Origin of the sequence: uncultured Paraglaciecola sp. (assembly GCF_943787955.1) — a bacterium.
Classification (GTDB): domain Bacteria; phylum Pseudomonadota; class Gammaproteobacteria; order Enterobacterales; family Alteromonadaceae; genus Paraglaciecola.
In genome coordinates this window covers 1-24001 of sequence record NZ_CALSOK010000019.1, presented here as the reverse complement: position 1 = coordinate 24001, position 24001 = coordinate 1, and the positions used below count along the sequence as shown (strand labels likewise).

Sequence of the window (24001 nt, the reverse complement as noted above, 5' to 3'; positions counted from 1 at the left end):
CTAATGCTAAATCCTAAAAAACTAGAAGAAATCGCTAAACAAATCTCTGATGCAGTGCCTCCAAGTATGAAAACGATGGCAGAAGGTGCGGAGGCTAAAGTTAAACAAGTATTACAATCTCAAATGAGCCGATTAGACTTTGTTAGTCGTGAAGAATTTGATATACAAAGCCAGGTGCTTAAGCGCACCAGAGAAAAACTAGAAGCACTGGAAACTCGCCTGGCCAAATTAGAGAAACCCGAAGCATAAAACCACCCATGGTATAAAGATAGAGAGGAGGGTATGACCATTCACAAATTAAATTTAAGCTGGATGCATAATGTAATGCCCAATAATCCCTAACGCTAAAACCAAACCCACATAATTATTATTCAAAAAAGCCTTAAAACAGAGGGGTCGATCACGGTCTTTAATCAGCATTTGTTGATACAAAAACAACCCCATACTGATAACTAGTGCTAGGTAAAACAGCCAGCTTAGTGTTAACCATAGTGCTACGGTAGTAAGTAGAAACAAACTGAGTATTTGTAACAGCATTATGATCAACTTATCGTATTGACCAAATAAGATGGCGGTTGATTTCACACCGACTTTAATGTCGTCGTTTTTATCTACCATGGCGTATTGTGTATCAAAGGCTACGGTCCAAGCTAAATTAGCAAAATATAACGACCACACTACCCAATTTAGGGATTGCCCTATTGCTACAAAAGCCATTGGGATAGACCAGCTGAAAGCAGCACCCAGTATGACCTGAGGCAAGTGAGTATAACGTTTCATAAAAGGATAGATAGTGGCCAATATCAAACCACCTATTGACATCAGTATCGTCTGCCAAGATAACGTCAAAACTAAAATTAAGGCGAAAAATAAAAGTAAAAAAAACAAACCCAATGCCTCTTTTTCTGTCACTTCTCCTGTTACTAGTGGGCGGGCTGAAGAACGTTCAACAAAACCATCTACATTGCGATCTGCATAATCATTGATCACACAACCAGCCGATCTCATCACCACTACCCCCAAAACAAACACAACTAATATATGTAGGCTTGGAAATCCTGCTGAAGCTATCCACATCGCCCATACGCAGGGCCACAATAATAAAAAGATACCAATAGGTTTGTCAGCACGCATTAAACGCCAATAAGCATTTAACTTTGTAGTTGATAATAGCCCTGAATTATCCATGATAGTTTATTTCATCTCTCGGTAAACTGGTGAACTAGGAAGGAACACTTCACTGACTGTCATTTTCAGATCGTCAAAAGTAAATGCAGATCGACGCCCCCATAAGTGCATCTCAGAGGATATATGTAATTGCGCTAAAAAGGCTTTGCTGGCAGACATATTAGTGACTTCAAACGGCATACGCTTAAATCGTTTATCATTAAAAATCAGTTGACCCAAAGGTTGAGTATTCAAGTTCATAAAATCGTTTTCACATAATCTTTGCGGAATAATAGAGCGAGCAAAAACCCAAGGTTGATTGTCACCCCATAATATTACTTCTCTAACCTGCCATTCTTTTAGATTTAATTGTTGCTGGGTAGAACACACTTGTTGAAATTCCTCAAGAGTGATGGGGGCTTGTCTTTGACCTAAAAGGGTTAAATGGAATGATGTGCATGCTGATTGAAGCTTTTCGGTTAATGAATCAGTGTCAAGTAACCAGTCTTTCAAACATGGGTTAGGAATAGTAAGGTGGTTAGGATCAGCCCATTGTGATGAGATACCGACCGGAAAAGTATAAGATGAGCTCAAATTTACAACGTTGTTGATTAGTAAAAATTAATAATAACAAGTCGATGACGTATACTAAAGTTAAATACCGCTCTGTCTGATTTAGTTTTAAGAGCTACGTAAAAGTTGGTAAGCTTAAGGAAAGTATAATGATAACTAAAATAAGAAACTCTCAATGAAACAAAACATATGGCTAATGACTAGTTTGCTAGCTCTTTTAAGTTATCACAACGTGGTAAACGGACAAGAGGTCTCCAGAAAAAGCTACGCTTATTTCAGTCTTGAGCCAGAGATAGTGACCAATTACTTAGGCTCTAGCGCAAAAAATAGGCTTTGTTAGGGTATCAATAGAATTAATGTTAGAAAATCCAGACCTTCTTGAAGTAGCTGAACATCACTCTCCCCAATGAGAGCTGCCACAATTGAAGTATTCGGTAGCCGAGGAGCAGAGGAAGTAAGTTCACTAAGTGGCCGCGAGAATATTAGGAATATTTGCTTAGAAAAATTACAAAAACTCATGCTCAGAGAAACTGGCTCTAAAATAATTAAAGATGTTATCTTTACAAAATACCTTTATTTCTAGAATCTCTGCAAACTATTTAATACTAGCGTTTTTTGCTCTGGTGACCAGAAACCAAGCAAAAAGGCATCCACATATTAGCCCCACCGTATGCGCAGTATTTGCCATATGCACGGGTAAGAAATCCAAATACCCCACAATTAGCCAAACCAATAAAAAACCAATGATAGGCTTAGGTAAGGATAATCCCCAACTGGGTTTTAACCAACCTAACCACCAAACACAGCCCACTAAGGCATACACTACACCGGAAAGTCCACCGAAGTTGGAACCACTAACCAATAACTGAGCAACATTAGATGCTGCAGCGGAAAATATAAAAAGTGCTAGCAAACTACTGAGGCCAAACGTTTTTTCAATTTGTTTACCTAATGTCCACCACCACAGCAGATTAAACGCAATATGCAGAACTGAGAAATGAAGCAGTGCGGGTCCTAATACTCGCCACCATTGCCCCGTTTCTAAAAGCGATGTAAATGGTTGTATTTTTAGCCAGGAATAAGGTGATGAAACGCCGACCATTGCCAATAAATAAATCACCAAACAAATTACCAATATACTTGAAGTAAATGGAGCCTGTTTTAAATCCGCAACAGTTTTGCCTACCGAGAAATACTGCTTCGTCATTAATTTAACCGTTTCGCCAGATTGCCAAGCAGCAGTTTGATATTTTACGTTATTCGGGTTAATAACAAACTCTTCAGCCAGCTGTTTGGCTTTGTTTTGGTCAGTTGACTCCAGTAACATCACTACATGAGAGTACTCATTAGCTGAATATTGATACTCAGCTTTAATACCTTGTTCGATAAGATAAATAGCGAGTAATCTTGCTGGTTGCTCTTCAGAAAAAGCGACTAACTTAAGCGGGGTAAACAAACGTATTATACTTCCTATAATCTTTAAACATCTGGATGTGAAACTTCAAAAGACTGGTCTTGACGCCACGCCTCAAATCCACCGTCTAGACTATATACCTCTTCAAAACCTTGGTGAATTAAAAACTGCGCTGCTTGTTGACTGCTAATACCGTGGTAACAACAAACAATCACAGGCGTATCAAATTCCACATCAGTCATAAAACTACTCAGCGAACCATTGGTTAAGTGAGTAGAATTTTTAATATGACCCGCTGCAAAAGCAGCGTCGTCGCGAATATCGACAATTCGTACAATACCTTCAGACAGTTTTTGTTGTGCCTGTTGCACAGATATATGGGCAAATTGCTCCATCTAGATGACTCTCCTCAAAAATTTATTGTTAACCTGAACTCGGGATAATGAGTGTCGAAGGTATCCAATTAAACTATCATAAATTCAAGCTGTTACATAACGTTCACGTTGTTAAACTACCCAAGTGTGACTCAACATCAAAATTTTAGTGATTATCGGGGCTCATTTTCATACGTAATTGTGCACTATTACCAGAAATTAAAACGAAGACATGGGCTAAATAGCGGTGTTGAGCAGCGCTGCTTATCTCGCTTATAGGTTAACTCTATTGCCAATTTAGGATCACCTTACCAGATTGGCCGGACCCCATAACATCGAAACCTTGCTGAAAATCATCAATAGCAAATTGGTGGGTTACCATAGGCTTTAAATCTAACCCTCCTTGGATCAGGCTAGCCATTTTATACCATGTTTCAAACATCTCACGGCCATAAATGCCTTTTATCATCAGACCTTTGAAAATCACTTGATTCCAATCTATCGCTACATCGTTAGGTGGGATACCTAACATCGCTATTTTGCCACCATTGTTCATTTTATCGAGCATATCACGCAATGCCACTGGCACACCTGACATCTCAAGGCCCACGTCAAAACCTTCGGTCATACCTAATTCATTCATCACATCTTGCAACTGAGTATTAGATACATTCACCGCACGAGTGGCGCCCATTTTAGTGGCTAAATCTAGTCGATACTCATTTATATCTGTGATGACCACATTTCTTGCGCCAACATGGCGCGCCACAGCAGCAGCCATTATACCAATAGGCCCTGCGCCTGTTATCAAAACGTCTTCGCCAACCAAATCAAATGATAAAGCTGTGTGTACCGCGTTGCCAAAAGGGTCAAAAATGGCGGCTAAGTCACTGGATATATTATGCGGAATTTTAAATGCATTAAATGCAGGTATAGCCAAATACTCGGCAAAGGCACCTTGCCTGTTGACTCCCACTCCAGTGGTATTTCTACATAAGTGGCGACGACCTGCACGGCAATTTCGGCAATGACCACAAGTGATATGCCCTTCGCCAGACACTCTATCGCCTAGTGCAAAGCCGCGCACTTCTTGGCCAATATCTACTACTTCACCGACATACTCATGGCCAACAACCATAGGCACAGGAATAGTTTTTTGTGCCCATTCGTCCCATTGGTAGATATGCATATCAGTACCACAAATTGCGGTTTTATGAATTTTAATTAGTAAATCATTGTGACCAACGGTTGGTTTTTCACACTCAGTCATCCAAATGCCTTTTTCTGAGTGTAACTTGGCTAACGCTTTCATCAGATGACTCCCAACTCTTTGCCGACTTCAATAAAAGCATCGACTGCAAAATCAACTTGTTCAAGACTATGGGCAGCAGACATCTGGGTGCGGATCCGCGCTTGTCCTTTGGGCACTACAGGGAAAGAAAACCCCACGACGTAGACGCTTTTTTGCAACATTTTATCCGCCATATCGCTGGCCAACTTCGCATCACCTAACATCACAGGAATGATCGCATGATCTTTGCCAGAAAGTGTAAAACCCGCAGCTGACATTCTCTGGCGAAAATGTGCAGTGTTGTCGATTAACTGTTTTCGCAGCGCATCACCATGTTGCATCATTTCAAACACTTTTATAGATGCGGCAACAATTGGCGGTGCAACAGAGTTTGAAAACAGATACGGGCGAGAGCGCTGACGTAGCCAATTAACGACTTCTTTTTTGCCTGACGTATATCCACCAGACGCACCGCCTAGGGCTTTACCCAAGGTACCGGTTAAAATATCCACTCGCCCCATCACATCACAATATTCGTGGCTACCCCGACCATTTTCACCAACAAACCCAGTAGCATGGCAATCGTCGACCATCACCAACGCTTGATATTTATCGGCCAAATCACATATTGCGGCCAAGTCTGCAATCACACCATCCATAGAGAACACCCCATCCGTGGCAATCAGCTTAGTGCGCGCGCAATCTGCGTCAGCTTGAATAAGCTGCGCCTCTAAAGCTTGCATATCGTTATTTGCGTAACGATAACGTTTAGCTTTAGATAATCTCACCCCATCAATGATACTTGCATGGTTCAGTGAGTCAGAGATAATGGCATCTTCAGCATCTAAAATAGTTTCAAATAATCCACCGTTGGCATCAAAACAAGAAGGATAAAGAATAGTTTCTTGTGTGCCTAAAAAGTCACTTATGGTTGCTTCTAACTGCTTGTGAATATCCTGCGTCCCACAAATAAATCGTACCGATGCCACACCAAACCCGTGACTATCTAAGCCTGCTTTTGCAGCATTTATCAGCTCTGGATGATTGGCTAATCCTAAATAATTATTGGCACAGAAGTTAAGTACTTTTTGCTCATGATTAACTTCAATATCAGCTTGTTGGCTTGATGTAATAATGCGTTCATTTTTGTATAGCCCTTGTGCCTTAGTATCTTCAATTTGCTGTGCCAAGCGAATATAAAAGTCATTTTTCATGGGTAATCCTATGTATGGGACGAAAATAAGCGGATCATATATATTCAATATGATGAATGATAATTTTTAGAACAGAAAGTTATATGCAAGTGGCAAATTTTTTTTACACTATAGGTCAAAAGTTTGTTAAATATTTCTGTCAGATAAAATAAAAGTATAAATCGCTATATGGTATTGGGCGGAGGGTAAAATGCTTCGTATTTGTTCAACGCTCAGTTCTTTAGCTTCAACTTAGGATTTCACCACAACTCGCACCACAGCATCTGACTATCAGTCTAAAAGACTACAGATAATAGACAGTCCAAACCAGCAAACAGAATCAACTGAATCTGTTGAAAAATGTGATCCAAAAGCGCACTCCTACCAGAGTACACTTTCACACTAAATGAGTTTTAAAAATAGCTATACTTTGGTAAAAATTAATTACGATTCAGTCTGACAGATTAACTACAGCATGGCTAATGTTGAACTAATGGCACTTTTCAATTTGACAGAATCTGATAAAGTAAACTTTGTTTATATACTCTCACCTACACGCAGAAACCATGACCAAGACTTTTAAACCCAGTACCAAGCAGCAAATTGTGTTACTCGGTTATTCATTATTATGGCTACTGATTATTCCCTTTGCCTTTTGTCACTTTGTTTACCAACTTATCAAACGCAAACCTGGATATACAGAAGCCCGTCTGTCACGCTATGGTTTTACATCAAAGCAAGCTAACCATAAGAATGGCCCCCTGATCCACTGTGCGTCGGTGGGTGAAGTAGTGGCAATACAAAATTTAGTTGAACAACTATTAAATAATAATCCCAACCAACGCATTACCATCACCACGAATACCACCACAGGTGCTGATAGGGTGAAACAGTTGTTTGCAAGTCGTGTTGAACATGCTTATTTACCTTATGATTTCCCACTTTGTATAAAACTTTTCCTAAAGATAAAACAACCAACCAAAGTACTCATTAATGAAATGGAATTGTGGCCGAATTTATGTCATCAATGTTGGTGTTCGAATATCCCTATTCTTATTATAAACGGTAGGATGAGCGAAAAGTCGACTAAAACTTATCAAAAATACCCTTCGTTATTTCAACCTATGTTCGAAAAAATCACTGCCATCTGTGCCCAAGACCAAAGAGATTATCAGAACTACATGACCCTTGGGGTAAATCCTGACAAGCTAACCTTGACCAATAATATTAAGTTCGATTTGACTATCTCCGCTCAAGACATTGCGCTAAGTCACACAATTAAAACAAAATTTGTACTAGAACAGCGTTTACTCATAGTGGCCGGTAGCACCCATGAACCGGAGGAACAAATTTTACTGGATGCCTATTTAGCGTTGGTAATACATTACCCGGCATTATTATTAATTATTGTCCCTCGCCATCCTCACCGCTTTGGTAAAGTTCATCAACTGCTTCAAACACAAAATATTGAAACAGTTTTGATGAGCGAAGAAAAACCATGTCAGACCAATTCTCAAGTACTATTGTGCGATCAAATGGGGATGTTGCGTTCCATCTACGCATTAGCGGACATCAGTTTTGTAGGCGGCAGTTTGGCTGATAGAGGTGGGCACAATGCATTGGAGCCTGCGGCTTTAGGTGTGCCAATATTGATGGGTGAGTCGACTTACAATAACCCTGCTATTTGCCAAGCCTTAGCCTATAGTGGCGCATTGCTCACAGTGACAGATGCTCAGCAAATTGAATCTGCTTGTAAAAAATGGTTAGACAACCCTCAACAAAGAAAATTTGCAGGTGATGCGGGCAAACAAGCGTTAACAGATAACAGTGGTGCGATTCAAAAAACCCTAGATGTCCTTACTGTTTACCAGTCTTATTAATTGTATCCCTATTATAAGCTACGAAAAAACGCGATTAAACGTGTTGCTTCGTCTTCCACACGGTAACTGTCCTCGACTCTTTTACGCCCCTCAATACCCATTTTTGCAAGTTTTTTGGTATTCGATAATAATAAATCCATTTTGTCAGTCACGGCTTGTTGATCATTCACAGGCACAATATAACCATCTACACCTGGACGAACAATTTCCTCCCAAGCGCCGGCTTCTGTTGCCAATACCGCTGCTCCGCTGCTCATGGCTTCCAAAACAGTTAAACCAAATCCCTCATTATCACTCAACGCTGCAACCAAAGACAGTGCACTAAATATTGTGGGTATTTGTTCAAATGGAAGCTCACCGGTGAAAGTGATCCTATCAGCCATATCAGCCTGTGCCGCCTTGGTTTTTAACTGCTCGACAAACTCTTTGTTGCTTGGTGAAATTGCGCCAACAACCACACAATGGTAATCAGGATACTTATCAAACAGTTCAATGCAGGCTTCAACAAACAAGTGCACCCCTTTTTGTTGTCTGACGCGACCTAAAATTCCAATGCCATATTTACCTCCAAAGCCTAATTCAGCCCATGCTTGCTGTTTATCTTTAGCAGGTAAATAATCATTAACTTGCACGCCATGGGGGTTGACTAAGTTTGGGGGATCACATAAAAATCCCGCTGACCTTTTACTTACCGCAATCACAGCGTCCATTTTTCGGGTTAACCACACAGTTGATGCTGAACGTTTGCGCTGTGCGGCCGAACTAAACACTAGCTTAATTTTTGCTCTAAACAGGTATTTCAATAATATACCTTGGATCATTTCATCGACGCGGCGAGCATGAAAAATACGCCACTTGCCATTTCTGAGTTGTCTTCGACACATTTTTGCTGTTTGCCAAAAACTAATAGCTAAAGCTTGATCAGGTAAAAAATGTGGCCCCATGATGCGTAAGTTAATTAGCCCTTTTTGATAGGACATCACTTGCAGCATAGTGGATGTCACACCTGAAAAATTTGAATTGGAGTTACCAATAATTAATTCAATTTCGCCTGAGTGCGCTTCATTAGAAACGTGATTATTCATAGATGGAAATTACTCAATTTGTTGAAACACAAAACAGCTACTTGGACCTGCACTTCCCTAAGTAATATGTATACAATACACTCATCACTTCTGATTCAAAATTATAACATGGTTACTATTCAGCAAAAAATTATAAACTCACATGTCATTTTATTTGATAAAGAACATTTTCCTGAGCCTACCCCCCCAAACTTTACAGGGCAATACTGGCAGACACAAAATGCCATAACCGGCCAATCCAAAGGTCGTGGCATCACCTATTTTTTTCAACATGACAAAAGTGAATATGTTTTACGTCATTATCGCCGTGGCGGGTTGATTGGAAAAGTGCTGAGCGATCAATATCTGTACACAGGTCTTGAGCAATCCCGTGCATGGCAAGAATTTAGGCTACTGCAGCATATGCAAACACTGGGTTTGTCTTCTCCTAAACCGAGCGCAGCAATGGTCACTAAACACGGTTTCTACTATCAGGCCGATATTATTACAACAAGAATTCCTTATGCCCAAGACTTACATCACATTTTACTAGAAAAAAGCATTGCCGCAGATGTATACCAAAAAATAGGTCACACTATTGCCAAATTTCATAATCATCAAATTTATCATCACGATTTAAATATTCATAATATTATGCTTGATGCCGAGTATGGCGTTTGGTTAATTGATTTTGATAAATGCGGAATTAAACAAGGTAATAATTGGAAGGAATCAAATATCGCGCGTCTAAAACGTTCGTTTGAAAAAGAAAAAAGATTACATAATATTCATTGGCAACTGCCTAATTGGAAAATCCTAATGACTGCCTATAACACAGCAGCAGTAGCTAATTAAGCCGATATTTAATCTCCGAAAACACCAATTTATCGGTTTTTGAATCAGCATCGTCCACTTTTCCATGCTCAATGCTTGCACCAAATTTGACTAACCAATTACCATAAGCTGCTTGATAAAAGCCGCTTAACCTGATCACTTCCTCACTCATATCACTTAATATCGGTGAAGGCGTGCCCTCATATTTATTGAGTATTAAGCGATTAAGTACCAGTTCGAAAAAATCGCCATTGTGATAGTTTTTATTGATACCTAGCGTGAGCATCTTCGAATCACTATCAAAACTACTACCGATAGCACGGCCATATCGACGATAGCCTGATTGATAAATCTCATACTCATAGTAACATTTTTTTTCATTAGTACCGACATGGGAGCAAGCAACATTGGTATCACTAGACTCGATAAACACTTTATGACCCCAAAGGTAAGTTGATAAACCAATCAAATTTGCATTATCAGTTACACGATAATAATCAACCGCATCTTCACCAATACGTTGTCCATAAATGTTAAAAGGCCTATTGAACAACATCACGCTGTATTTGAAATCCAAGCCTGCAAGATGGTTACCTAGTTTGGAATCTAATGTATACTCACAAGTCGCCGCACCGTTTGCACATTGGGTTTGAAAGGTCACCACCCTTAACCAATCACTGATGGAATGAGGCTGCTCTTTACCGCCCCAAATTGCACTCCAAGACAACCCCAACTCTAAACCAGAAATTGGACTGAAATTAAAACGCGTCATCCATAGCTTTTTATCTGGCATGGCTCTTTGACTTTCTAATTGTCCAATTTGCACAGTCAGAAACCAAGGACCAAGATACCGCAACCACTTATTTTCAGAACGTATGGCTTGGGAGCGAGAAAAGCTTATAGAGGGAACAGGCCTAGCATTATTAGACATAATCAGACTGCTGGATTGTGCTGGCCCCCACCACTGGTTCAATGAACCCACCCGTAGATTCCAATCACCAAATTGATAAGCCAAAAAACTTTGGTCAAAGTGACTTCCCCCACCGCGTTCATAGTTAGTCGATATTTGCCCAGCCCAACGGCCAGCATAAAACTCTTTAATTACATTTAGTTTGACTTTTCCGGCCTGTACACTTTCCCCCCCCACAAACCTGCTGTCGTCTTTTGCGCCATAGAGGCTGATAACAGAATGACCCTTTTGTTTTTTATGGGTTTGTAGATAATGTTTCAATCGCTGCGCAGAGATGGCAGGAATACTCGGAAGAGTGTGTACCTGAAGTTTTTCTAACTGCTTTGCAATACCTTTCCAAGGAACAGGGTAACTGCTCACTGATGCATCTATCACCCCCCACTCCACTAACACTTGTAAGTCTTGGTGCAATTGTGGTTCAAGTGTACCAATCCAGGGAGAACACCACCCCTTAATTGACCAAAATAAACAAATATAAAAACAGTAAAAATGTCTCTGTCGAACTTTTAACAACATTATCCCCAATAAAATATCTTTTCGCCTTGGGCACTGCCCACGAATATAACCGACCTTTAAACACATTAACGGAATGACTCAGCGTATAAGTCATTCCGTTAATGCCGAACAGCGGCTTTTACTAATCTCTAACTAACCGATATCATACGGAATATATTGTACGAATGCTAAGAACAATGGGCTTGAGTTAAGGCTTTAATAGAACGTCAGTTTATTAATTAATAGGTGAACAGTGAGTAGAATCATAACATTTGGTACATATGATGTATTACACATCGGGCATATAAAATTGCTTAAGCGCGCAAGGTCACTAGGAAGCCACTTAATAGTAGGCGTATCCTCTGACGAGCTTAATAGAAATAAAAAAGGTCGAGAGCCTATTTATCCTCTAAAAAGTCGATTGGAAATCATCTCTTCTCTAAGGTTTGTTGACGATGTATTCGTGGAAGATTCAATGGACTTGAAAGCTGAATACATTACTTCAAAGAATGCAGATATTTTAGTTATGGGTGATGACTGGCAAGGCCGATTTGACCATTTAAAACATTATTGTCAGGTAGTATACTTACCTCGTACCCCTTCTATCTCCACAACTGAAGTCATTGAGATAATCAAGGAAACAATGTGAGGCACTATCTATTTTATGTAGCTCACAATTATGCCTTTGAAATATTACGTCCACTGCAACAAGAAATTCGCCGTCGCGGCCACGATGTGGCATGGTTTGTAGATGGTGACGAAATAAATTCTGATTATTTTGATCCAGATGAAAATATATTAGTCACAATAAAACAAGTAGTTAATTATAATCCTAGAGCTGTTTTCGTACCCGGAAACTTAGTGCCAGATTTTATTCCTGGTTTAAAAGTGCAAGTCTTTCATGGTTTTGAATGGAAGAAAAAAGGGCATTTTCGAGAGCGAGGGTGTTTTGACTTGTATTGCACCCAAGGTCCTTTTTTCACTCAACGATTCGAACAGATACGTGCAACTCATCCACATTTCACAGTAATAGAAACAGGTTGGCCGAAAACAGATACCTTATTTAATGCCACAGCATACGACTGGCTAAATAGACGTAATGTGAAAACAATACTTTATGCTCCTACTTTTTCACCGGCATTAACATCTGCAACGGCTTTATTTGATGACATTACTTTATTAGCTAAGACCCATCAGGATTGGCAGTGGATAATTAAGTTTCATCCAAAAATGGCAAAAAACCTAGTTCAACAATATCAAAACATAAGCTGTGACAACCTGCATGTAATTGAAACATCAGAGCTCGCTCCTATACTACAAGTAGCAGACGTGATCGTATCTGATACTTCGTCAATTATTACTGAATTTGGTTTACTCAACAAACCAATTGTTACTTTCAATAATAAAGAGCCAGAATCACATTTATTAAATATATCTGAGGCAAAAGATTTATTTTCGGCAATAGAACAAGCCTTAAAGGCAGACCCATCGCTGCTTAAAACAATCCAACATAATACTAATTTGATGCATCCTTATTTTGACGGCAATTCTTCAGCCAGGGTACTAGATGCCACTGAGAAAACAATCCAATCACCACCTAAAGAATTAAAAACCAAACCACGTAATTTATTGCGAAAACTTAAGATGCGAAAAAAACTCGACTATTGGAAAGTTTGATATACACCATAATACAAATAAATTAGTAAAATTCATCTCAATCGGGTTAGCCTAAAAGAAATCAAGTAATAAGGTCAATTATGCACAGAAAAGCGATATATCCGGGTACATTTGACCCTGTTACTAATGGTCATGCAGACCTAATTGAACGTGCAGCCAAAATGTTTAACGAAGTGATTGTCGGCGTAGCTTCTAACCCCAGCAAACAGCCTCTATTTAGCTTAGAAGAACGAGTCGAACTCATTAAACAAGTGACGGCACATTTGGATAATGTAGAAGTGATTGGTTTTAAAGGGTTACTGGCTGATTTTGCTGAGAACCAAGGAGCGAGTGTTCTCGTTCGTGGGCTTCGTGCTGTATCTGATTTTGAATATGAGTTTCAGCTAGCGAATATGAATAGAAGACTCAACCCTGATCTTGAGAGCGTATTTATGACACCCGCTGAAGAAAATTCCTTTATTTCATCCACCTTAGTCAAAGAAGTGGCTTTACACAGAGGTCGGGTAAACGAATTCTGTCACCCTGCAGTAATTGATGCGTTGCAACAAAAGCTACATAACAAATAGACCCGTTAAGGGGCTATTTACCAACGCTGAGGGCTCCCTCTTAGCGCTGACAGGTCCCACAGTAAAAAGTATTACGTTGCCCAATGTTTACTGATTTAATGGGCGACAGACACGCATCGCAATTTTCACCCGCACGACCATAAACCAGCAGTTGTTGTGAAAAATAGCCTGGTTGTCCATCTGCTTGCACAAAGTCTTTGAGGGTAGTGCCACCTTGTTCAATGGCGCTTGCCAAGACTTTTTTAATAATGTCCGCCAATTGCATATAACGTTTTTTAGTTACTTTACTGGCCTGCTTACGCGGATCAATACCTGCAATAAATAACGATTCATTGGCGTAAATGTTTCCTACTCCCACCACCACCTTATTGTCCATAATAAATTTCTTTACAGCGACAGATTTACTACGAGACAACTCATACAACCTGTTTCCATCAAAATTGTCAGTTAATGGCTCTGGACCCAGTGATGCCAATAAACTTAGTGTGGGTTCATTACAACCTTGCCATAAACAAGATCCAAACCTTCGCGCATCATTAAATCGCAAACACACACCATTTTGCATCACGATATCCAAATGATCATGCTTCTTCACTTCTGTATCGCAATCTACCACACACAGTTTGCCTGACATGCCCAAATGTAAAACAATGCTGCCTTTACTGGTGTCTAATAACAAATACTTAGCGCGGCGACGGATTGAAGTGATAACTAAACCTTCGGCTTGGTGTATATCCATTGGAATAGGCCAGCGTAATTGACGTTTGCGCACAATGATTGTTTGAATAACTTGATTTTCAAGGTGAGGGCTAATACCCAACCGACTTACTTCGACTTCTGGTAATTCAGGCATGTTTTACTCTGATAGGGTTAACATTTGATAACTGGGGCTGATTAGCAGGTATATTTGTTTGTTTATTTTCACTAAGGTTTTATCCTCAAGTTGCATAAAATGATAGTCAATGGGCAATGCTTGCCCAGCAAACCAGAGTTGCACTGTTGATAAAGGCGACTGCCCATTAGAGTTTCCATCAAATAAGCTGATATTAGCATTGGTCCATTGTTCGACTAAGCTTACAAGCTCTTCATTACTATACTTTCTACCATATTTCCCAGAAGTTGTTCGCCAGCCTTGACCAATTCGTTCTACTTTTTCTTGTTCAAACGCCATAGTCGTGATGGTCATGTTAGGGGCCACAAGCGTAAGCAATGATGGAGCATTGCTGTCCCCATCACTTAAAAAAAGGCTGCTAAAATTGAATAACATGATCAGTATTAGCATACTGACAATGATGACATTATTCCAAGCGCGCTGTGATAGCTTGATCATGTGAAAATTAAAACCGAATAAAATAAGGTGTGAGGGATTATGACATAAGATGTAATTGCAAAAAACCCGACAAAAGCCGGGTTCTTCAGGAGACAAAAACAATAAATTTATTTGATTTTGGCTTCTTTAAACAAAACGTGCTGGCGAACTTTAGGATCAAACTTTTTGATCTCCATTTTGCCAGGCATATTACGTTTGTTTTTATCTGTAGTGTAATAAAAGCCTGTACCAGCACTAGACACTAATTTAATTTTTTCGCGCATAATCTGCTTCCTTAAACTTTAACACCGTTGGCACGCATATCAGACAATACTGTATCAATACCTTTTTTATCAATAATACGCATACCTTTAACAGATAAACGTAATTTCACGAAACGGTTTTCACTTTCAACCCAAAAACGGTGGGATTGAAGGTTCGGCAAAAAACGACGACGGGTCGAATTTTTTGCGTGAGAGCGATTATTACCTACCGCTGGACGCTTGCCTGTAACTTGACATACTTTGGCCATGGCCTTTGTCTCCAAACAATCTAAAAATTTAGCTCTGACTCATGTTTAATCGTAATCAATCTACGAGTCAGCTAACGCTATTAACAAGAGGGCGCATTTTATACAGTAAACTAGGGATGAGTTCAAGAATAATGTGTAGAAAAGCAACTCTTTCGTCGCTTGTCGGCATAATTACCTGTCTATGCTAAGTTTTTAGCCCAATTCTTGTTTTTTTCCCGTGATAACGAATACGTAAACACTTCACTTTTAAAGCAAAATATAACTAATTAAAAATACAAAATATCTAATTATTATCGATTGTCTAAAGCAAACCTCTTTGCGCAAGCGATACAGCTGTTCCATCTCCAATCACGAAGTGATCGAGCACTTTAATATCCATTAGGTTAAAGGCGGCAATAACACGTTTGGTGATACTTTTATCTGCCTGGCTTGGCTCTGCAATACCTGAAGGGTGATTATGGGCGAGGATCACCGCAGCGGCATTGTCGATTAATGCTTGTTGCACTAAAACTCGAGGATAAACTGATGCGCTATCAATTGTGCCATAAAACATAGGGCGATATTTTATGAGTCGATGTTGGCTGTCGAGTAGTAACATAGCAAATACTTCATGGGGTTGGTCTCTTAATTTGCCCATTAAATACGCTTGAGTTTGTTCTACGGAGCTAAAGGCATCGGTTTTAATCAAGGTTTCAGCCATAAAACGTTGGCTCATTTCTACGCTTGCTTGTAGTTGAGCAAATTTTGCCTGACCTAATCCTTTTATTTGACAAAAGTCATGTTCAGAAGCGCCAAGTAAGCGGCGTAAACTTCCAAATTCTGTAAGTAGCTTTCTAGCAAGATCAAGAGCACTATAACCTTTAATGCCGGTACGAAGAAATATGGCCAATAGTTCTGAATCGGAGAGTGTTGCGGCCCCTTTAAGTAATAGCTTTTCTCTGGGGCGTTCTTGTTTGGGCCAATCCGTAATTTTCATGCGTCCTTGCCTTATCGGTCAATAATCAGCTACGGTTTTTAAGTTAATACTTAACAAAACTTCAAAATAAGCCTAGCAAATGAAGGCTATTCAAGCCAATAATGTGCTTAACAGGCCCAGCAACATGTCAAAAAGAGCCCATGCAACTCGATAAAACAAATATTATTTTAGGTATTACTGGCGGCATCGCAGCCTACAAAACCCCAGATCTAGTGCGTAAGCTTGTTGCCAAGGGTGCAAACGTTCGTGTGGTTATGACCGATTCAGCTAAAGAATTTGTTAGCCCTTTGGCTTTACAAGCTGTGTCAGGCAACTCAATTTCTGATAATTTATTAGATAAAGATGCAGAGGCGGCTATGGGACATATTGAACTAGCGCGCTGGGCAGATAAGTTATTGATTGCCCCTGCCACTGCTAACTTTATGGCTAAATTAACACATGGTTTAGCAGACGACTTATTGTCTACTTTATGTCTTGCTACAACTGCACCTATTTACGTAGCCCCAGCAATGAATCAACAAATGTGGAATGCCGACGCAACGCAGGCCAATTTAAATTCATTAGAATTACGGAAAGTACAGTTTTTAGGCCCTGCCCAAGGAGAACAGGCCTGTGGTGATGTCGGCCCTGGACGAATGCTTGAGCCACAAGAAATTGCAGATCTATTGTGGCAACAAACACCAGAAAAAACGTTGACGGGTAAACGTATTACTATAACCGCAGGCCCAACTCGTGAAGAAATAGACCCCGTGCGTTATTTGTCTAATCATAGCTCTGGTAAAATGGGTTATGCATTGGCGATTGCAGCACAAGAGCTAGGGGCGACAGTGACTTTAATTAGCGGCCCTGTAAATTTACTTCCGCCGGCTAATATTCAAACAATACCTGTATCTAGTGCACAGCAGATGCACGATGCGGTCATGCACACGACTCATACCTGCGATATTTTTATAGGTTGCGCCGCAGTAGCCGATTATCGGGTACAACACACATCCAATCAAAAAATCAAAAAATCAAATAGTGAGTTAACGCTTACTTTTGTTAAAAACCCTGATATTCTTAGTGATGTAGCACATTTAACGAATGCGCCTTTTACTTTAGGTTTCGCTGCAGAAACCCAAAACTTGCGAGAATATGCTTTAGGCAAATTACAGCGTAAAAAGCTCAACATGATTGCTGCAAATGACGTATCTGATAGTACAATTGGTTTTAACAATGAGCAAAATGCACTTACGGTATTTTGGTCAAAGGGTGAAAAAAAACTAGATGTTGCCGATAAGCAATTACTGGCTATGCAGTTAATGCACCTAGTAACCCAAAGATACATAGAAGACTCTAACGACTGACGCCACTTTCGCCTAGGAATCCAGAATGCCAGCTACAAAACGCCCCAATCGCCGTGCGCAAATTCTTCAAGCTCTGGCGAGCATGTTACAAACCAACCCAGGACAACGGATCACTACAGCTAAACTAGCTGCTCATGTTGGAGTATCTGAGGCGGCGTTATACCGTCACTTTCCAAGCAAAGCACGGATGTTTGAGGGATTGATTGAGTTTATTGAAGAAACCTTATTTTCTCGTATCAACAAAATTATCAATGAAGAAAAAGACACCGCTACTCGCTGCCAACTTATATTGCATCTTATTTTGGGTTTTGCTGAAAAAAACCCTGGTATAACCCGTATTTTAAATGGCGATGCATTAATGGGCGAGCAAGACAGATTGAGACAACGCATTGCACAATTGTTCGAACGCCTAGAAACTCAGTTGAAGCAAGTATTGCGCGAACGTAAATTACGTGAAGGCAAAACATTGCCTGCAGAAGAAGGCATCATAGCTAACATGTTAATTTGTTTTGCAGATGGTCGTATCAATCAGTTTATCCGCAGTGAATTCACCAAAAAACCCACTGATAACTTTGCAGAACAATGGCAGTTAATTCATAGACAGTTTTTTTCTTAAGTATCTATAAATCAAAAAAGGGACTCTTTAGTGTCCCTTTTTTGATTCAAATTTGGATTTTTTATTCTATTTTGAGAAAGTTTCTCCAAAAAAGTCACCATCATTCCAATTAGGACGTTGCACCTGGTTAGCCAATGTCAACCCTATATGATAATTCACCTCAGTAAACTTAGTTGCTGCTTTCCAATTAAAAGCTTGGTTAAAATCATCGCTTGGCTTGTGATAGTTTGTCTTAAGAAAATGATTAAACTGCTCACTGCCATCAATCTTAGGATCTACTGATTTAAAACCAGGCACTAAAAATACCGCAGGAATACCTTGTTTTACAAAACTGTAGTGATCAGAGCGAGTAAATAGAGCTTGGTCGGGCATCGGGTCAGGGCTTAACTCTAATCCAATTTTCTTAGCCGCTTTTGCCACAGAAGTTTTCATATCACTATGATCGGCACCAAAAGCGATGACATCGGCAAACTCATAAGTCAGTATTGGCATATCAAGATTCACATTTGCCACTATTGAACCCAAGGGTACCGTAGGATTTTGGGCATAGTAGTCTGAGCCTAACAAACCTTTTTCTTCACCCGTAACAGCTAAAAACACAATGGATCGTTTTGGGCGCTCGTCGAGCTGACTAAATAATCTTGCCGTTTCCATTAATACAGAAGTCCCCGTCGCATTATCCATAGCGCCATTATTAATCTTGTCTTTTTTTACCGTTTTGGCAAAACCGATATGGTCAGAGTGAGCAGAATACACCACATATTCATTTTTAAGACTAGGGTCTGAACCTTCTAAAATTGCAGCCACATTGGGGCTAGTTATAGAGTTGTGGGTGCTTTTAGATTCAAGTTGAATTTCCATAAGCAAATTAAACCCCTTAGGTGACTGATCATTTTCCAACATCGCATAAATTTGCTCTAAATTTTGCTCTGCATCTGTAAATACTAGCTCTGACGCTTCTTTGCTCAGATATACCGAACCTTTAATTTGTGGATACACGCCAGAAGGGTGTCCATCTTTGTTTGTCCAACGAACAACTGGAGTATGTAAAAAGTTTAATAGGTTTTGATACGGCCTCACTTTTTCAGCCCTTGGAGTACTAATTGAGATAAAACCCACTGCGCCATTATCAGATGCATGACGGAGCTTTTCTCGACTTGAACCAAAGTGTGCTCCCTCTTCACTGGAGAAGGACTTAGGTTTACCCGATAAGGTGACGACTATTTTGCCTTTAACATCCATATCTTGATAATCATTGTGCTGCAACTCAGGCGCTACGATACCGTAACCAACAAACACTAACTTGCCCGCCATCTTAGTCGTTTCTGTTATAGCGTCAGGGTAAGTGAGAAAATGTTTAGGGTAACTAAGCGTCACATCACCTTTTGAACCCCTTATTGACAATTTTATTGAAGATTGATCAATGTAAGACTGAACAAAATTCACTTTCTGCATATAAGTGTCATTGTTACCTGCTGGTGTTAAGCCATATTTTTCAAATTCAGCAGCAATATATAACTAAGCGATTTCGTGGCCTCTGGAACCTGTATCTCTGCCTTCTAATAAGTCATCAGATAGAAACCTAAGATGCGACTTAATTCGTGATGCCTCAGCAGATATTCCAGGTATTTGTTGAATTTGCTCTGGTTGACATGCAACCAGTAACACAGCTGTCAAAATGGCTCCCAAGCCTAGACTTAACTTCATATTGTTTCCCACTTGTTTTAGTTAGGTATTATAACTTGCACATTAAGCGAGATGCATAGCTACTTCAACCTTGACACACAATTAAACCCGACGAACTTTTCAAGAACTTCTGCTCTGCTAAAGTCATATGACAACCATGCCACGTAAAGCCCAAGACAAAATCCATACTGTGTTAAGACAAGCCATTGATGCGTTTTGGGTGCATGTTTATTATAGTACTATCATGTATGAGGGCATTCCCGATGACCGATTTCAATAATACCGGGCTTTATATCAAGTTTGGCAGTAAGTAGACTTTTCTTTACATAGCGCATTCAAACTGTTTACCTAAATAAGATCATGCAACCTTTTGAGTTTCATCAAGGGCTTGACTCTATTTGCTTTTAGAAAACCTCCAATTGTTAGGACACGTGCACGCTCGTATAAATATAAATCAACTGCACTTCAGCTGACTAGTTACGTTTAAGGTTACACCGTTAATGTTATTTTGACGGATGATACAGATGAGTGATAACTAGCCACTCAAACTTTATAAGACCCTTTTACTGTTAGACAAGAGTCCATATATCTATCTGTTAACTCAAATGGACTACTTTCTAATTATTAATAGATATACCCTGACTTAAATGGTCGATAATAATATTCTAAAACAAGTTTTTGTTAACCTTGCTATTAGTCAGACCATCACCATTATTAAGTTCCATAAACTATTTCTACTTTTAGCCCTGTCTATTAAGATGAGAAAAGTAGCTTATTATATTGAGTAGTTATTATGTCCAGTGAAAAGCATTTATTTCGCATCCAATTTATCGCTAGTGGTGAACGTTATGAACTTTACGTGCGTGAAGTTTGCCAAGGCAGCATGTTTGGGTTTATCGAAATAGGTGACTTTGTTTGGGATACGCATACCAGTTTAGTATTGGATCCTAGTCACGAAAAACTAAAAGATGAGTTTGCTGACGTTACTCGTACTTACGTACCTATGCATAGCATTTTACGTATCGATGAAGTCAAGAAACAAGGCACCTCAAAAATCACAGCTTTATCTGATAAAGTAACCGCCTTCCCTACACCGATTTATACACCCAGAAACTCACCTAAATAAAAAGTTATTTTCACCAAGGTTGAAATATGAAAACATTTTGCGGTTTACTAATATTGAGTCTTTTTTCGTATGTATGTTCTGCTACTGTATCGGTTAAGTTACAGCCATTGCTTGATGAAATTTGGCAATATAACTTATCTATTAGTCCTATATTTGCAACAAGCCAAGGCGTACATGATTTTGATAATAAACTTGCTAACATGTCACCTGATGCACTGGAGAAACGAGACTCTCAATTTCAGGACTTTTTAAAAAAGCTATCTTTTATAGATGAAACTGAATTAACCAGAAATGAGCAAATTAGCTTGTTAATTCAACAAAGGAATTTGCAGAACAAAATAGATGAATATCGCTTTAATGCTCATTATATGCCGCTTACATCGGAATCTAGCTTCCATAGTGGTTTAGCTTTTTTACCACGCTCTAGCCGTTTTAAAACCTTAGTGGATTATCAAAATTATCTAGAACGTCTTGAACAGTTCCCGATTTATTTTGAGCAACAGATTAATTGGATGAAAAAAGGCATACAAACCGGGTTCATACAACCTAAGGTAGTGCTGCAAGGTTTTGAAAATTCAGTCAAAGGCTTTATACATGACTCACCTGAAGACAGTGTGTTTTATGCACCCTTTCATAAATTAAAGACTGCCAGCATTGATTCCATTCACCATCAAAAATTAACGGAAGAAGCGAATAAAATAATTACGAACCATGTTTTTAGTGCGTATCAAAAATTTTTTGATTTTTTAATTACTGAATATATTCCAAAAGGAAAATCTAATATTTCCGCCATATCCTTACCAAATGGTGCGGCCTATTATCAGAATCAAAGTGATTTTTATACTACAACTCAAATGTCAGTAGATGAAATTCATACCTTAGGCCTAGGTGAAGTTAAACGTATTCGTGCTGAGATGCAGACTATTATTAATCAACTTAAATATGACGGAAGTATTAATCAGTTTATTCAATACTTGCGCACTGATAAAAAGTTTTATGCTCAAACAGCCGAAGAGCTGATAAAAGAAGCCTCATATATTGCGAAAAAGATGGATGCAAAACTTCCACAATTATTCAACTATTTGCCTCGCACTCCATACGGTGTAGAGCCTGTGCCCGAAAATATTGCACCAAAATATACAACGGGTCGTTACATCTCCCCAGCTAACGACAGCCAACCTGGTTTCTATTGGGTCAATACATTTGCACTTGATAAGCGACCTCTATACGCACTCACAGCTTTAACTCTCCATGAAGCAGTTCCTGGTCACCATCTACAGATATCTTTGTCTCGTGAAATGACAGAGCTCCCAGACGTAAGACGCTACACCTACATTTCAGCATTTGGTGAAGGTTGGGGATTATATGCAGAGTTCTTAGGTAAAGAAGTGCACATGTACGATGACCCCTACGATGAATTCGGTCGTTTGAGCTATGAAATGTGGCGAGCTTGTCGATTAGTGGTAGATACTGGCATGCATGTTAAAGGTTGGTCTAGACAAAAAGCCATCAACTATATGTTGGACAATACAGCTCTTTCTGAACATAACGTTACTACCGAGATCGATCGCTATATATCTTGGCCAGCACAGGCGTTGTCTTACAAAATTGGTGAACTAACAATAAAAAGATTACGTAACCAAGCAGAAGAAGCATTAGGTGCAAACTTTGATTTGCGGGAATTTCATCAAGCAGTTCTGGAACATGGGTCGATACCTCTTTCTGTATTAGATGAAAATATCCAACTATTTATACAACAACAGTAAGGTTCACATAACCTTACTATACAAAGCAGTCTGTTTTAAATTAAGCATTCCTTTAGTAATAAATCAAACTCATGTTTTTGCACGGGCATAATAGATAGGCGATTTGCTTTTTTCACTAGACCAATCTGCTCAATACTTGTCATCTGCTTAATGGTTTTTAAGTCCAAAGTTTCTTTAAATTTTTGTTTAAATTGTATATCAACCATTACCCATCTGGGATTATCTATTGGCGATTTGGGTTCGTAATATTGAGACTCAGGATCAAATTGTGTGTGATCAGGGTAGCCCTCTTTAATCACTTGAGCTAAACCAACGATACCAACATTTTTGCAACTAGAATGGTAAATAAATACCAGATCACCTATCTTCACGTTATCTCGTAAAAAATTACGGGCCTGATAGTTACGAATACCATCCCAATGTTCAGTTTGATCTGGAATATTGGCTAAATCATCAATGCTAAATGCATCTGGCTCAGTTTTAAATAGCCAATATTGCATAGGTAATCCTCTAATAGTTTATTTCATCGAACAGTAAGATCGTCACAACAACTATTGACGCACCCCATTTTAATCTAGACACAAAGGTAACAGCAGATAATTAACAATCAACCATAGTCGTTTCTGATATTAATTTAATTAGTATATATCTCACCAAAATAGCATTGATGTCATTCCTATATGATGTTTTAAAACACAAATACGTTATTTCTGGACAACATAAACTGGCAGTAAAAAGTAACTTTTCGTTAAAATAGACAAATTATATCAGGCTTTAATAAAACTTTTTTAATGGCGATATAAATGATGTGTTCATCTGCCAAATAAGATTCCAGTCCTTCTCATTATGGGGAGGTCTCATATCTTGTTAGCAAAAAAAACATAGGTTCTCAATTCATCTGAACTATTCAGGACTAGACTTACAAGTTTTTAAACAGAAAAAGGCCTACATTTGCGAGTGGTCTTTCTTCTAAATGGGGGTATGCGGGGGTGGCCTTCCAGCAATGTGCGAGGCACTCTACAGCGCCATACCAGTGCTACTTTGAAGGAGGATAAAGAAGCTTTGCCTGTAGCTGCTCAGATGCATAATCGATTAAGCCACAAGCCTTACTAAATTGCAGATACAAAAAAGGGCTACCCATACGGA

The 24001-nt window shown here is 39.3% G+C and carries 28 protein-coding genes; 12 read left to right on the top strand and 16 right to left on the bottom strand.

All coding sequences use genetic code 11. From position 1 onward, the window contains the following. Positions 1 to 3 precede the first annotated feature (3 nt). The gene (locus Q0Y52_RS16650) at positions 4 to 249 is read left to right on the top strand and encodes an accessory factor UbiK family protein (protein ID WP_297823604.1); all 246 of its coding nucleotides are present in this window, start codon (positions 4 to 6) and stop codon (positions 247 to 249) included. Between the two features lie 54 nt (positions 250 to 303). Here Q0Y52_RS16650 and ubiA read toward each other — a convergent pair whose 3' ends face one another. Both ubiA and Q0Y52_RS16640 read right to left on the bottom strand, forming a co-directional pair. Further along, a complete protein-coding gene (gene ubiA, locus Q0Y52_RS16645; protein ID WP_297823602.1) occupies positions 304 to 1188 on the bottom strand; it encodes a 4-hydroxybenzoate octaprenyltransferase in 885 nt (294 codons plus the stop codon). 6 nt (positions 1189 to 1194) lie between these two features. Beyond that, positions 1195 to 1761: a chorismate lyase gene (locus Q0Y52_RS16640; protein ID WP_297823600.1), complete on the bottom strand. Its 567-nt coding sequence runs from the start codon at positions 1759 to 1761 to the stop codon at positions 1195 to 1197. 385 nt (positions 1762 to 2146) lie between these two features. Here Q0Y52_RS16640 and Q0Y52_RS16635 point away from each other — a divergent pair, with 385 nt between their 5' ends. Next, positions 2147 to 2323 carry a flagellar basal body-associated FliL family protein gene (locus tag Q0Y52_RS16635; RefSeq protein ID WP_297823598.1) on the top strand — a complete coding sequence of 59 codons (177 nt, stop codon included), beginning with the start codon at positions 2147 to 2149 and terminating at the stop codon, positions 2321 to 2323. 12 nt (positions 2324 to 2335) lie between these two features. Here the strand turns inward: Q0Y52_RS16635 and glpG are convergent, their stop codons facing one another. The 4 genes from glpG to Q0Y52_RS16615 form a co-directional block, all read right to left on the bottom strand. After that, positions 2336 to 3196 (bottom strand): rhomboid family intramembrane serine protease GlpG, encoded by an 861-nt coding sequence (gene glpG, locus Q0Y52_RS16630; protein ID WP_297823596.1) that lies wholly within the window; start codon positions 3194 to 3196, stop codon positions 2336 to 2338. A gap of 23 nt (positions 3197 to 3219) precedes the next feature. Further along, positions 3220 to 3549, bottom strand: a complete 330-nt coding sequence (glpE, locus tag Q0Y52_RS16625; protein ID WP_297823594.1) for a thiosulfate sulfurtransferase GlpE — start codon at positions 3547 to 3549, stop codon at positions 3220 to 3222. A gap of 265 nt (positions 3550 to 3814) precedes the next feature. Next, positions 3815 to 4840: an L-threonine 3-dehydrogenase gene (gene tdh, locus Q0Y52_RS16620; RefSeq protein ID WP_297823592.1), complete on the bottom strand. Its 1026-nt coding sequence runs from the start codon at positions 4838 to 4840 to the stop codon at positions 3815 to 3817. Next, positions 4840 to 6033 carry a glycine C-acetyltransferase gene (locus Q0Y52_RS16615; RefSeq protein WP_297823590.1) on the bottom strand — a complete coding sequence of 398 codons (1194 nt, stop codon included), beginning with the start codon at positions 6031 to 6033 and terminating at the stop codon, positions 4840 to 4842. Before Q0Y52_RS16615 ends, tdh begins: the two co-directional genes overlap by 1 nt. Positions 6034 to 6578: 545 nt before the next feature. On the opposite strand from Q0Y52_RS16615, the gene waaA reads away from it, so the two are divergent. Beyond that, positions 6579 to 7892, top strand: a complete 1314-nt coding sequence (gene waaA / locus Q0Y52_RS16610) for a lipid IV(A) 3-deoxy-D-manno-octulosonic acid transferase (RefSeq protein WP_297823588.1) — start codon at positions 6579 to 6581, stop codon at positions 7890 to 7892. 11 nt (positions 7893 to 7903) lie between these two features. Here waaA and Q0Y52_RS16605 read toward each other — a convergent pair whose 3' ends face one another. Further along, positions 7904 to 8977, bottom strand: a complete 1074-nt coding sequence (locus tag Q0Y52_RS16605; protein ID WP_297823587.1) for a glycosyltransferase family 4 protein — start codon at positions 8975 to 8977, stop codon at positions 7904 to 7906. Between the two features lie 108 nt (positions 8978 to 9085). On the opposite strand from Q0Y52_RS16605, the gene Q0Y52_RS16600 reads away from it, so the two are divergent. Then, positions 9086 to 9811, top strand: coding sequence for a 3-deoxy-D-manno-octulosonic acid kinase (locus Q0Y52_RS16600; protein WP_297823585.1), 726 nt, complete (start codon positions 9086 to 9088; stop codon positions 9809 to 9811). Here the strand turns inward: Q0Y52_RS16600 and Q0Y52_RS16595 are convergent. Then, on the bottom strand, positions 9804 to 11171 hold the full coding sequence (locus Q0Y52_RS16595) for a capsule assembly Wzi family protein (protein WP_297823583.1): 1368 nt from the start codon (positions 11169 to 11171) through the stop codon (positions 9804 to 9806). The genes Q0Y52_RS16600 and Q0Y52_RS16595 overlap by 8 nt on opposite strands. A 337-nt stretch (positions 11172 to 11508) precedes the next feature. On the opposite strand from Q0Y52_RS16595, the gene Q0Y52_RS16590 reads away from it, so the two are divergent. The 3 genes from Q0Y52_RS16590 to coaD all read left to right on the top strand — a co-directional run bounded on the left by Q0Y52_RS16590 (position 11509) and on the right by coaD (position 13498). Next, positions 11509 to 11904, top strand: a complete 396-nt coding sequence (locus tag Q0Y52_RS16590; protein ID WP_297823581.1) for an adenylyltransferase/cytidyltransferase family protein — start codon at positions 11509 to 11511, stop codon at positions 11902 to 11904. Further along, complete coding sequence (locus tag Q0Y52_RS16585) at positions 11901 to 12932, top strand: CDP-glycerol glycerophosphotransferase family protein (protein ID WP_297823579.1); 1032 nt, start codon at positions 11901 to 11903, stop codon at positions 12930 to 12932. Before Q0Y52_RS16590 ends, Q0Y52_RS16585 begins: the two co-directional genes overlap by 4 nt. Positions 12933 to 13012: 80 nt before the next feature. Continuing rightward, entirely contained in the window at positions 13013 to 13498 is a 486-nt protein-coding gene (gene coaD, locus Q0Y52_RS16580; protein ID WP_297823577.1) for a pantetheine-phosphate adenylyltransferase, read from the top strand. A gap of 40 nt (positions 13499 to 13538) precedes the next feature. Here the strand turns inward: coaD and mutM are convergent, their stop codons facing one another. From mutM to radC, 5 genes are all read right to left on the bottom strand, one after another. Continuing rightward, on the bottom strand, positions 13539 to 14351 hold the full coding sequence (gene mutM, locus Q0Y52_RS16575; protein ID WP_297823575.1) for a bifunctional DNA-formamidopyrimidine glycosylase/DNA-(apurinic or apyrimidinic site) lyase: 813 nt from the start codon (positions 14349 to 14351) through the stop codon (positions 13539 to 13541). 3 nt (positions 14352 to 14354) lie between these two features. Continuing rightward, on the bottom strand, positions 14355 to 14828 hold the full coding sequence (locus Q0Y52_RS16570; RefSeq protein ID WP_297823573.1) for a hypothetical protein: 474 nt from the start codon (positions 14826 to 14828) through the stop codon (positions 14355 to 14357). A gap of 107 nt (positions 14829 to 14935) precedes the next feature. Then, on the bottom strand, positions 14936 to 15091 hold the full coding sequence (gene rpmG / locus Q0Y52_RS16565) for a 50S ribosomal protein L33 (protein ID WP_297823571.1): 156 nt from the start codon (positions 15089 to 15091) through the stop codon (positions 14936 to 14938). 11 nt (positions 15092 to 15102) lie between these two features. Next, the gene (gene rpmB / locus Q0Y52_RS16560; protein ID WP_007625404.1) at positions 15103 to 15339 is read right to left on the bottom strand and encodes a 50S ribosomal protein L28; all 237 of its coding nucleotides are present in this window, start codon (positions 15337 to 15339) and stop codon (positions 15103 to 15105) included. 301 nt (positions 15340 to 15640) lie between these two features. Further along, positions 15641 to 16315 (bottom strand): DNA repair protein RadC, encoded by a 675-nt coding sequence (gene radC, locus Q0Y52_RS16555; RefSeq protein WP_297823568.1) that lies wholly within the window; start codon positions 16313 to 16315, stop codon positions 15641 to 15643. A 140-nt stretch (positions 16316 to 16455) separates the two neighbouring features. Between radC and coaBC the strand changes: the two genes are divergently transcribed. Both coaBC and slmA read left to right on the top strand, forming a co-directional pair. Then, positions 16456 to 17661: a bifunctional phosphopantothenoylcysteine decarboxylase/phosphopantothenate--cysteine ligase CoaBC gene (gene coaBC, locus Q0Y52_RS16550; protein ID WP_297823566.1), complete on the top strand. Its 1206-nt coding sequence runs from the start codon at positions 16456 to 16458 to the stop codon at positions 17659 to 17661. Positions 17662 to 17686: 25 nt separating this feature from the next. Next, a complete protein-coding gene (slmA, locus tag Q0Y52_RS16545) occupies positions 17687 to 18277 on the top strand; it encodes a nucleoid occlusion factor SlmA (protein WP_297823564.1) in 591 nt (196 codons plus the stop codon). Positions 18278 to 18343: 66 nt separating this feature from the next. On the opposite strand, the gene Q0Y52_RS16540 is transcribed toward slmA, so the two are convergent. Then, positions 18344 to 19732 (bottom strand): M28 family metallopeptidase, encoded by a 1389-nt coding sequence (locus tag Q0Y52_RS16540; protein ID WP_297823562.1) that lies wholly within the window; start codon positions 19730 to 19732, stop codon positions 18344 to 18346. A 63-nt stretch (positions 19733 to 19795) separates the two neighbouring features. Continuing rightward, entirely contained in the window at positions 19796 to 19984 is a 189-nt protein-coding gene (locus Q0Y52_RS16535) for a hypothetical protein (protein WP_297823560.1), read from the bottom strand. 136 nt (positions 19985 to 20120) lie between these two features. Here Q0Y52_RS16535 and Q0Y52_RS16530 point away from each other — a divergent pair, with 136 nt between their 5' ends. The 3 genes from Q0Y52_RS16530 (at position 20121) to Q0Y52_RS16520 (ending at position 22855) form a co-directional block, all read left to right on the top strand. Continuing rightward, a complete protein-coding gene (locus Q0Y52_RS16530; protein ID WP_297823558.1) occupies positions 20121 to 20243 on the top strand; it encodes a hypothetical protein in 123 nt (40 codons plus the stop codon). A gap of 513 nt (positions 20244 to 20756) precedes the next feature. Continuing rightward, positions 20757 to 21089 (top strand): DUF1820 family protein, encoded by a 333-nt coding sequence (locus tag Q0Y52_RS16525; protein WP_297823556.1) that lies wholly within the window; start codon positions 20757 to 20759, stop codon positions 21087 to 21089. Between the two features lie 26 nt (positions 21090 to 21115). Then, a complete protein-coding gene (locus Q0Y52_RS16520; RefSeq protein WP_297823555.1) occupies positions 21116 to 22855 on the top strand; it encodes a DUF885 family protein in 1740 nt (579 codons plus the stop codon). A gap of 35 nt (positions 22856 to 22890) precedes the next feature. Here Q0Y52_RS16520 and Q0Y52_RS16515 read toward each other — a convergent pair whose 3' ends face one another. After that, positions 22891 to 23355: an EVE domain-containing protein gene (locus Q0Y52_RS16515; protein WP_297823553.1), complete on the bottom strand. Its 465-nt coding sequence runs from the start codon at positions 23353 to 23355 to the stop codon at positions 22891 to 22893. Between the last annotated feature and the right edge of the window lie 646 nt (positions 23356 to 24001).

Coding starts and splice junctions, on each gene's coding strand:
- rpmB (WP_007625404.1), bottom strand. CDS start 15,339: ATGGCCAAAGTATGTCAAGTTACAGGCAAGCGTCCAGCGGTAGGTAAT.
- glpE (WP_297823594.1), bottom strand. CDS start 3,549: ATGGAGCAATTTGCCCATATATCTGTGCAACAGGCACAACAAAAACTG.
- Q0Y52_RS16650 (WP_297823604.1), top strand. CDS start 4: ATGCTAAATCCTAAAAAACTAGAAGAAATCGCTAAACAAATCTCTGAT.
- ubiA (WP_297823602.1), bottom strand. CDS start 1,188: ATGGATAATTCAGGGCTATTATCAACTACAAAGTTAAATGCTTATTGG.
- Q0Y52_RS16600 (WP_297823585.1), top strand. CDS start 9,086: ATGGTTACTATTCAGCAAAAAATTATAAACTCACATGTCATTTTATTT.
- Q0Y52_RS16515 (WP_297823553.1), bottom strand. CDS start 23,355: ATGCAATATTGGCTATTTAAAACTGAGCCAGATGCATTTAGCATTGAT.
- waaA (WP_297823588.1), top strand. CDS start 6,579: ATGACCAAGACTTTTAAACCCAGTACCAAGCAGCAAATTGTGTTACTC.
- Q0Y52_RS16530 (WP_297823558.1), top strand. CDS start 20,121: ATGCCACGTAAAGCCCAAGACAAAATCCATACTGTGTTAAGACAAGCC.
- coaD (WP_297823577.1), top strand. CDS start 13,013: ATGCACAGAAAAGCGATATATCCGGGTACATTTGACCCTGTTACTAAT.
- mutM (WP_297823575.1), bottom strand. CDS start 14,351: ATGCCTGAATTACCAGAAGTCGAAGTAAGTCGGTTGGGTATTAGCCCT.
- Q0Y52_RS16520 (WP_297823555.1), top strand. CDS start 21,116: ATGAAAACATTTTGCGGTTTACTAATATTGAGTCTTTTTTCGTATGTA.
- slmA (WP_297823564.1), top strand. CDS start 17,687: ATGCCAGCTACAAAACGCCCCAATCGCCGTGCGCAAATTCTTCAAGCT.
- Q0Y52_RS16535 (WP_297823560.1), bottom strand. CDS start 19,984: ATGAAGTTAAGTCTAGGCTTGGGAGCCATTTTGACAGCTGTGTTACTG.
- Q0Y52_RS16540 (WP_297823562.1), bottom strand. CDS start 19,732: ATGCAGAAAGTGAATTTTGTTCAGTCTTACATTGATCAATCTTCAATA.
- Q0Y52_RS16570 (WP_297823573.1), bottom strand. CDS start 14,828: ATGATCAAGCTATCACAGCGCGCTTGGAATAATGTCATCATTGTCAGT.
- radC (WP_297823568.1), bottom strand. CDS start 16,315: ATGAAAATTACGGATTGGCCCAAACAAGAACGCCCCAGAGAAAAGCTA.
- tdh (WP_297823592.1), bottom strand. CDS start 4,840: ATGAAAGCGTTAGCCAAGTTACACTCAGAAAAAGGCATTTGGATGACT.
- Q0Y52_RS16525 (WP_297823556.1), top strand. CDS start 20,757: ATGTCCAGTGAAAAGCATTTATTTCGCATCCAATTTATCGCTAGTGGT.
- Q0Y52_RS16615 (WP_297823590.1), bottom strand. CDS start 6,033: ATGAAAAATGACTTTTATATTCGCTTGGCACAGCAAATTGAAGATACT.
- Q0Y52_RS16605 (WP_297823587.1), bottom strand. CDS start 8,977: ATGAATAATCACGTTTCTAATGAAGCGCACTCAGGCGAAATTGAATTA.
- coaBC (WP_297823566.1), top strand. CDS start 16,456: ATGCAACTCGATAAAACAAATATTATTTTAGGTATTACTGGCGGCATC.
- Q0Y52_RS16635 (WP_297823598.1), top strand. CDS start 2,147: ATGAGAGCTGCCACAATTGAAGTATTCGGTAGCCGAGGAGCAGAGGAA.
- rpmG (WP_297823571.1), bottom strand. CDS start 15,091: ATGCGCGAAAAAATTAAATTAGTGTCTAGTGCTGGTACAGGCTTTTAT.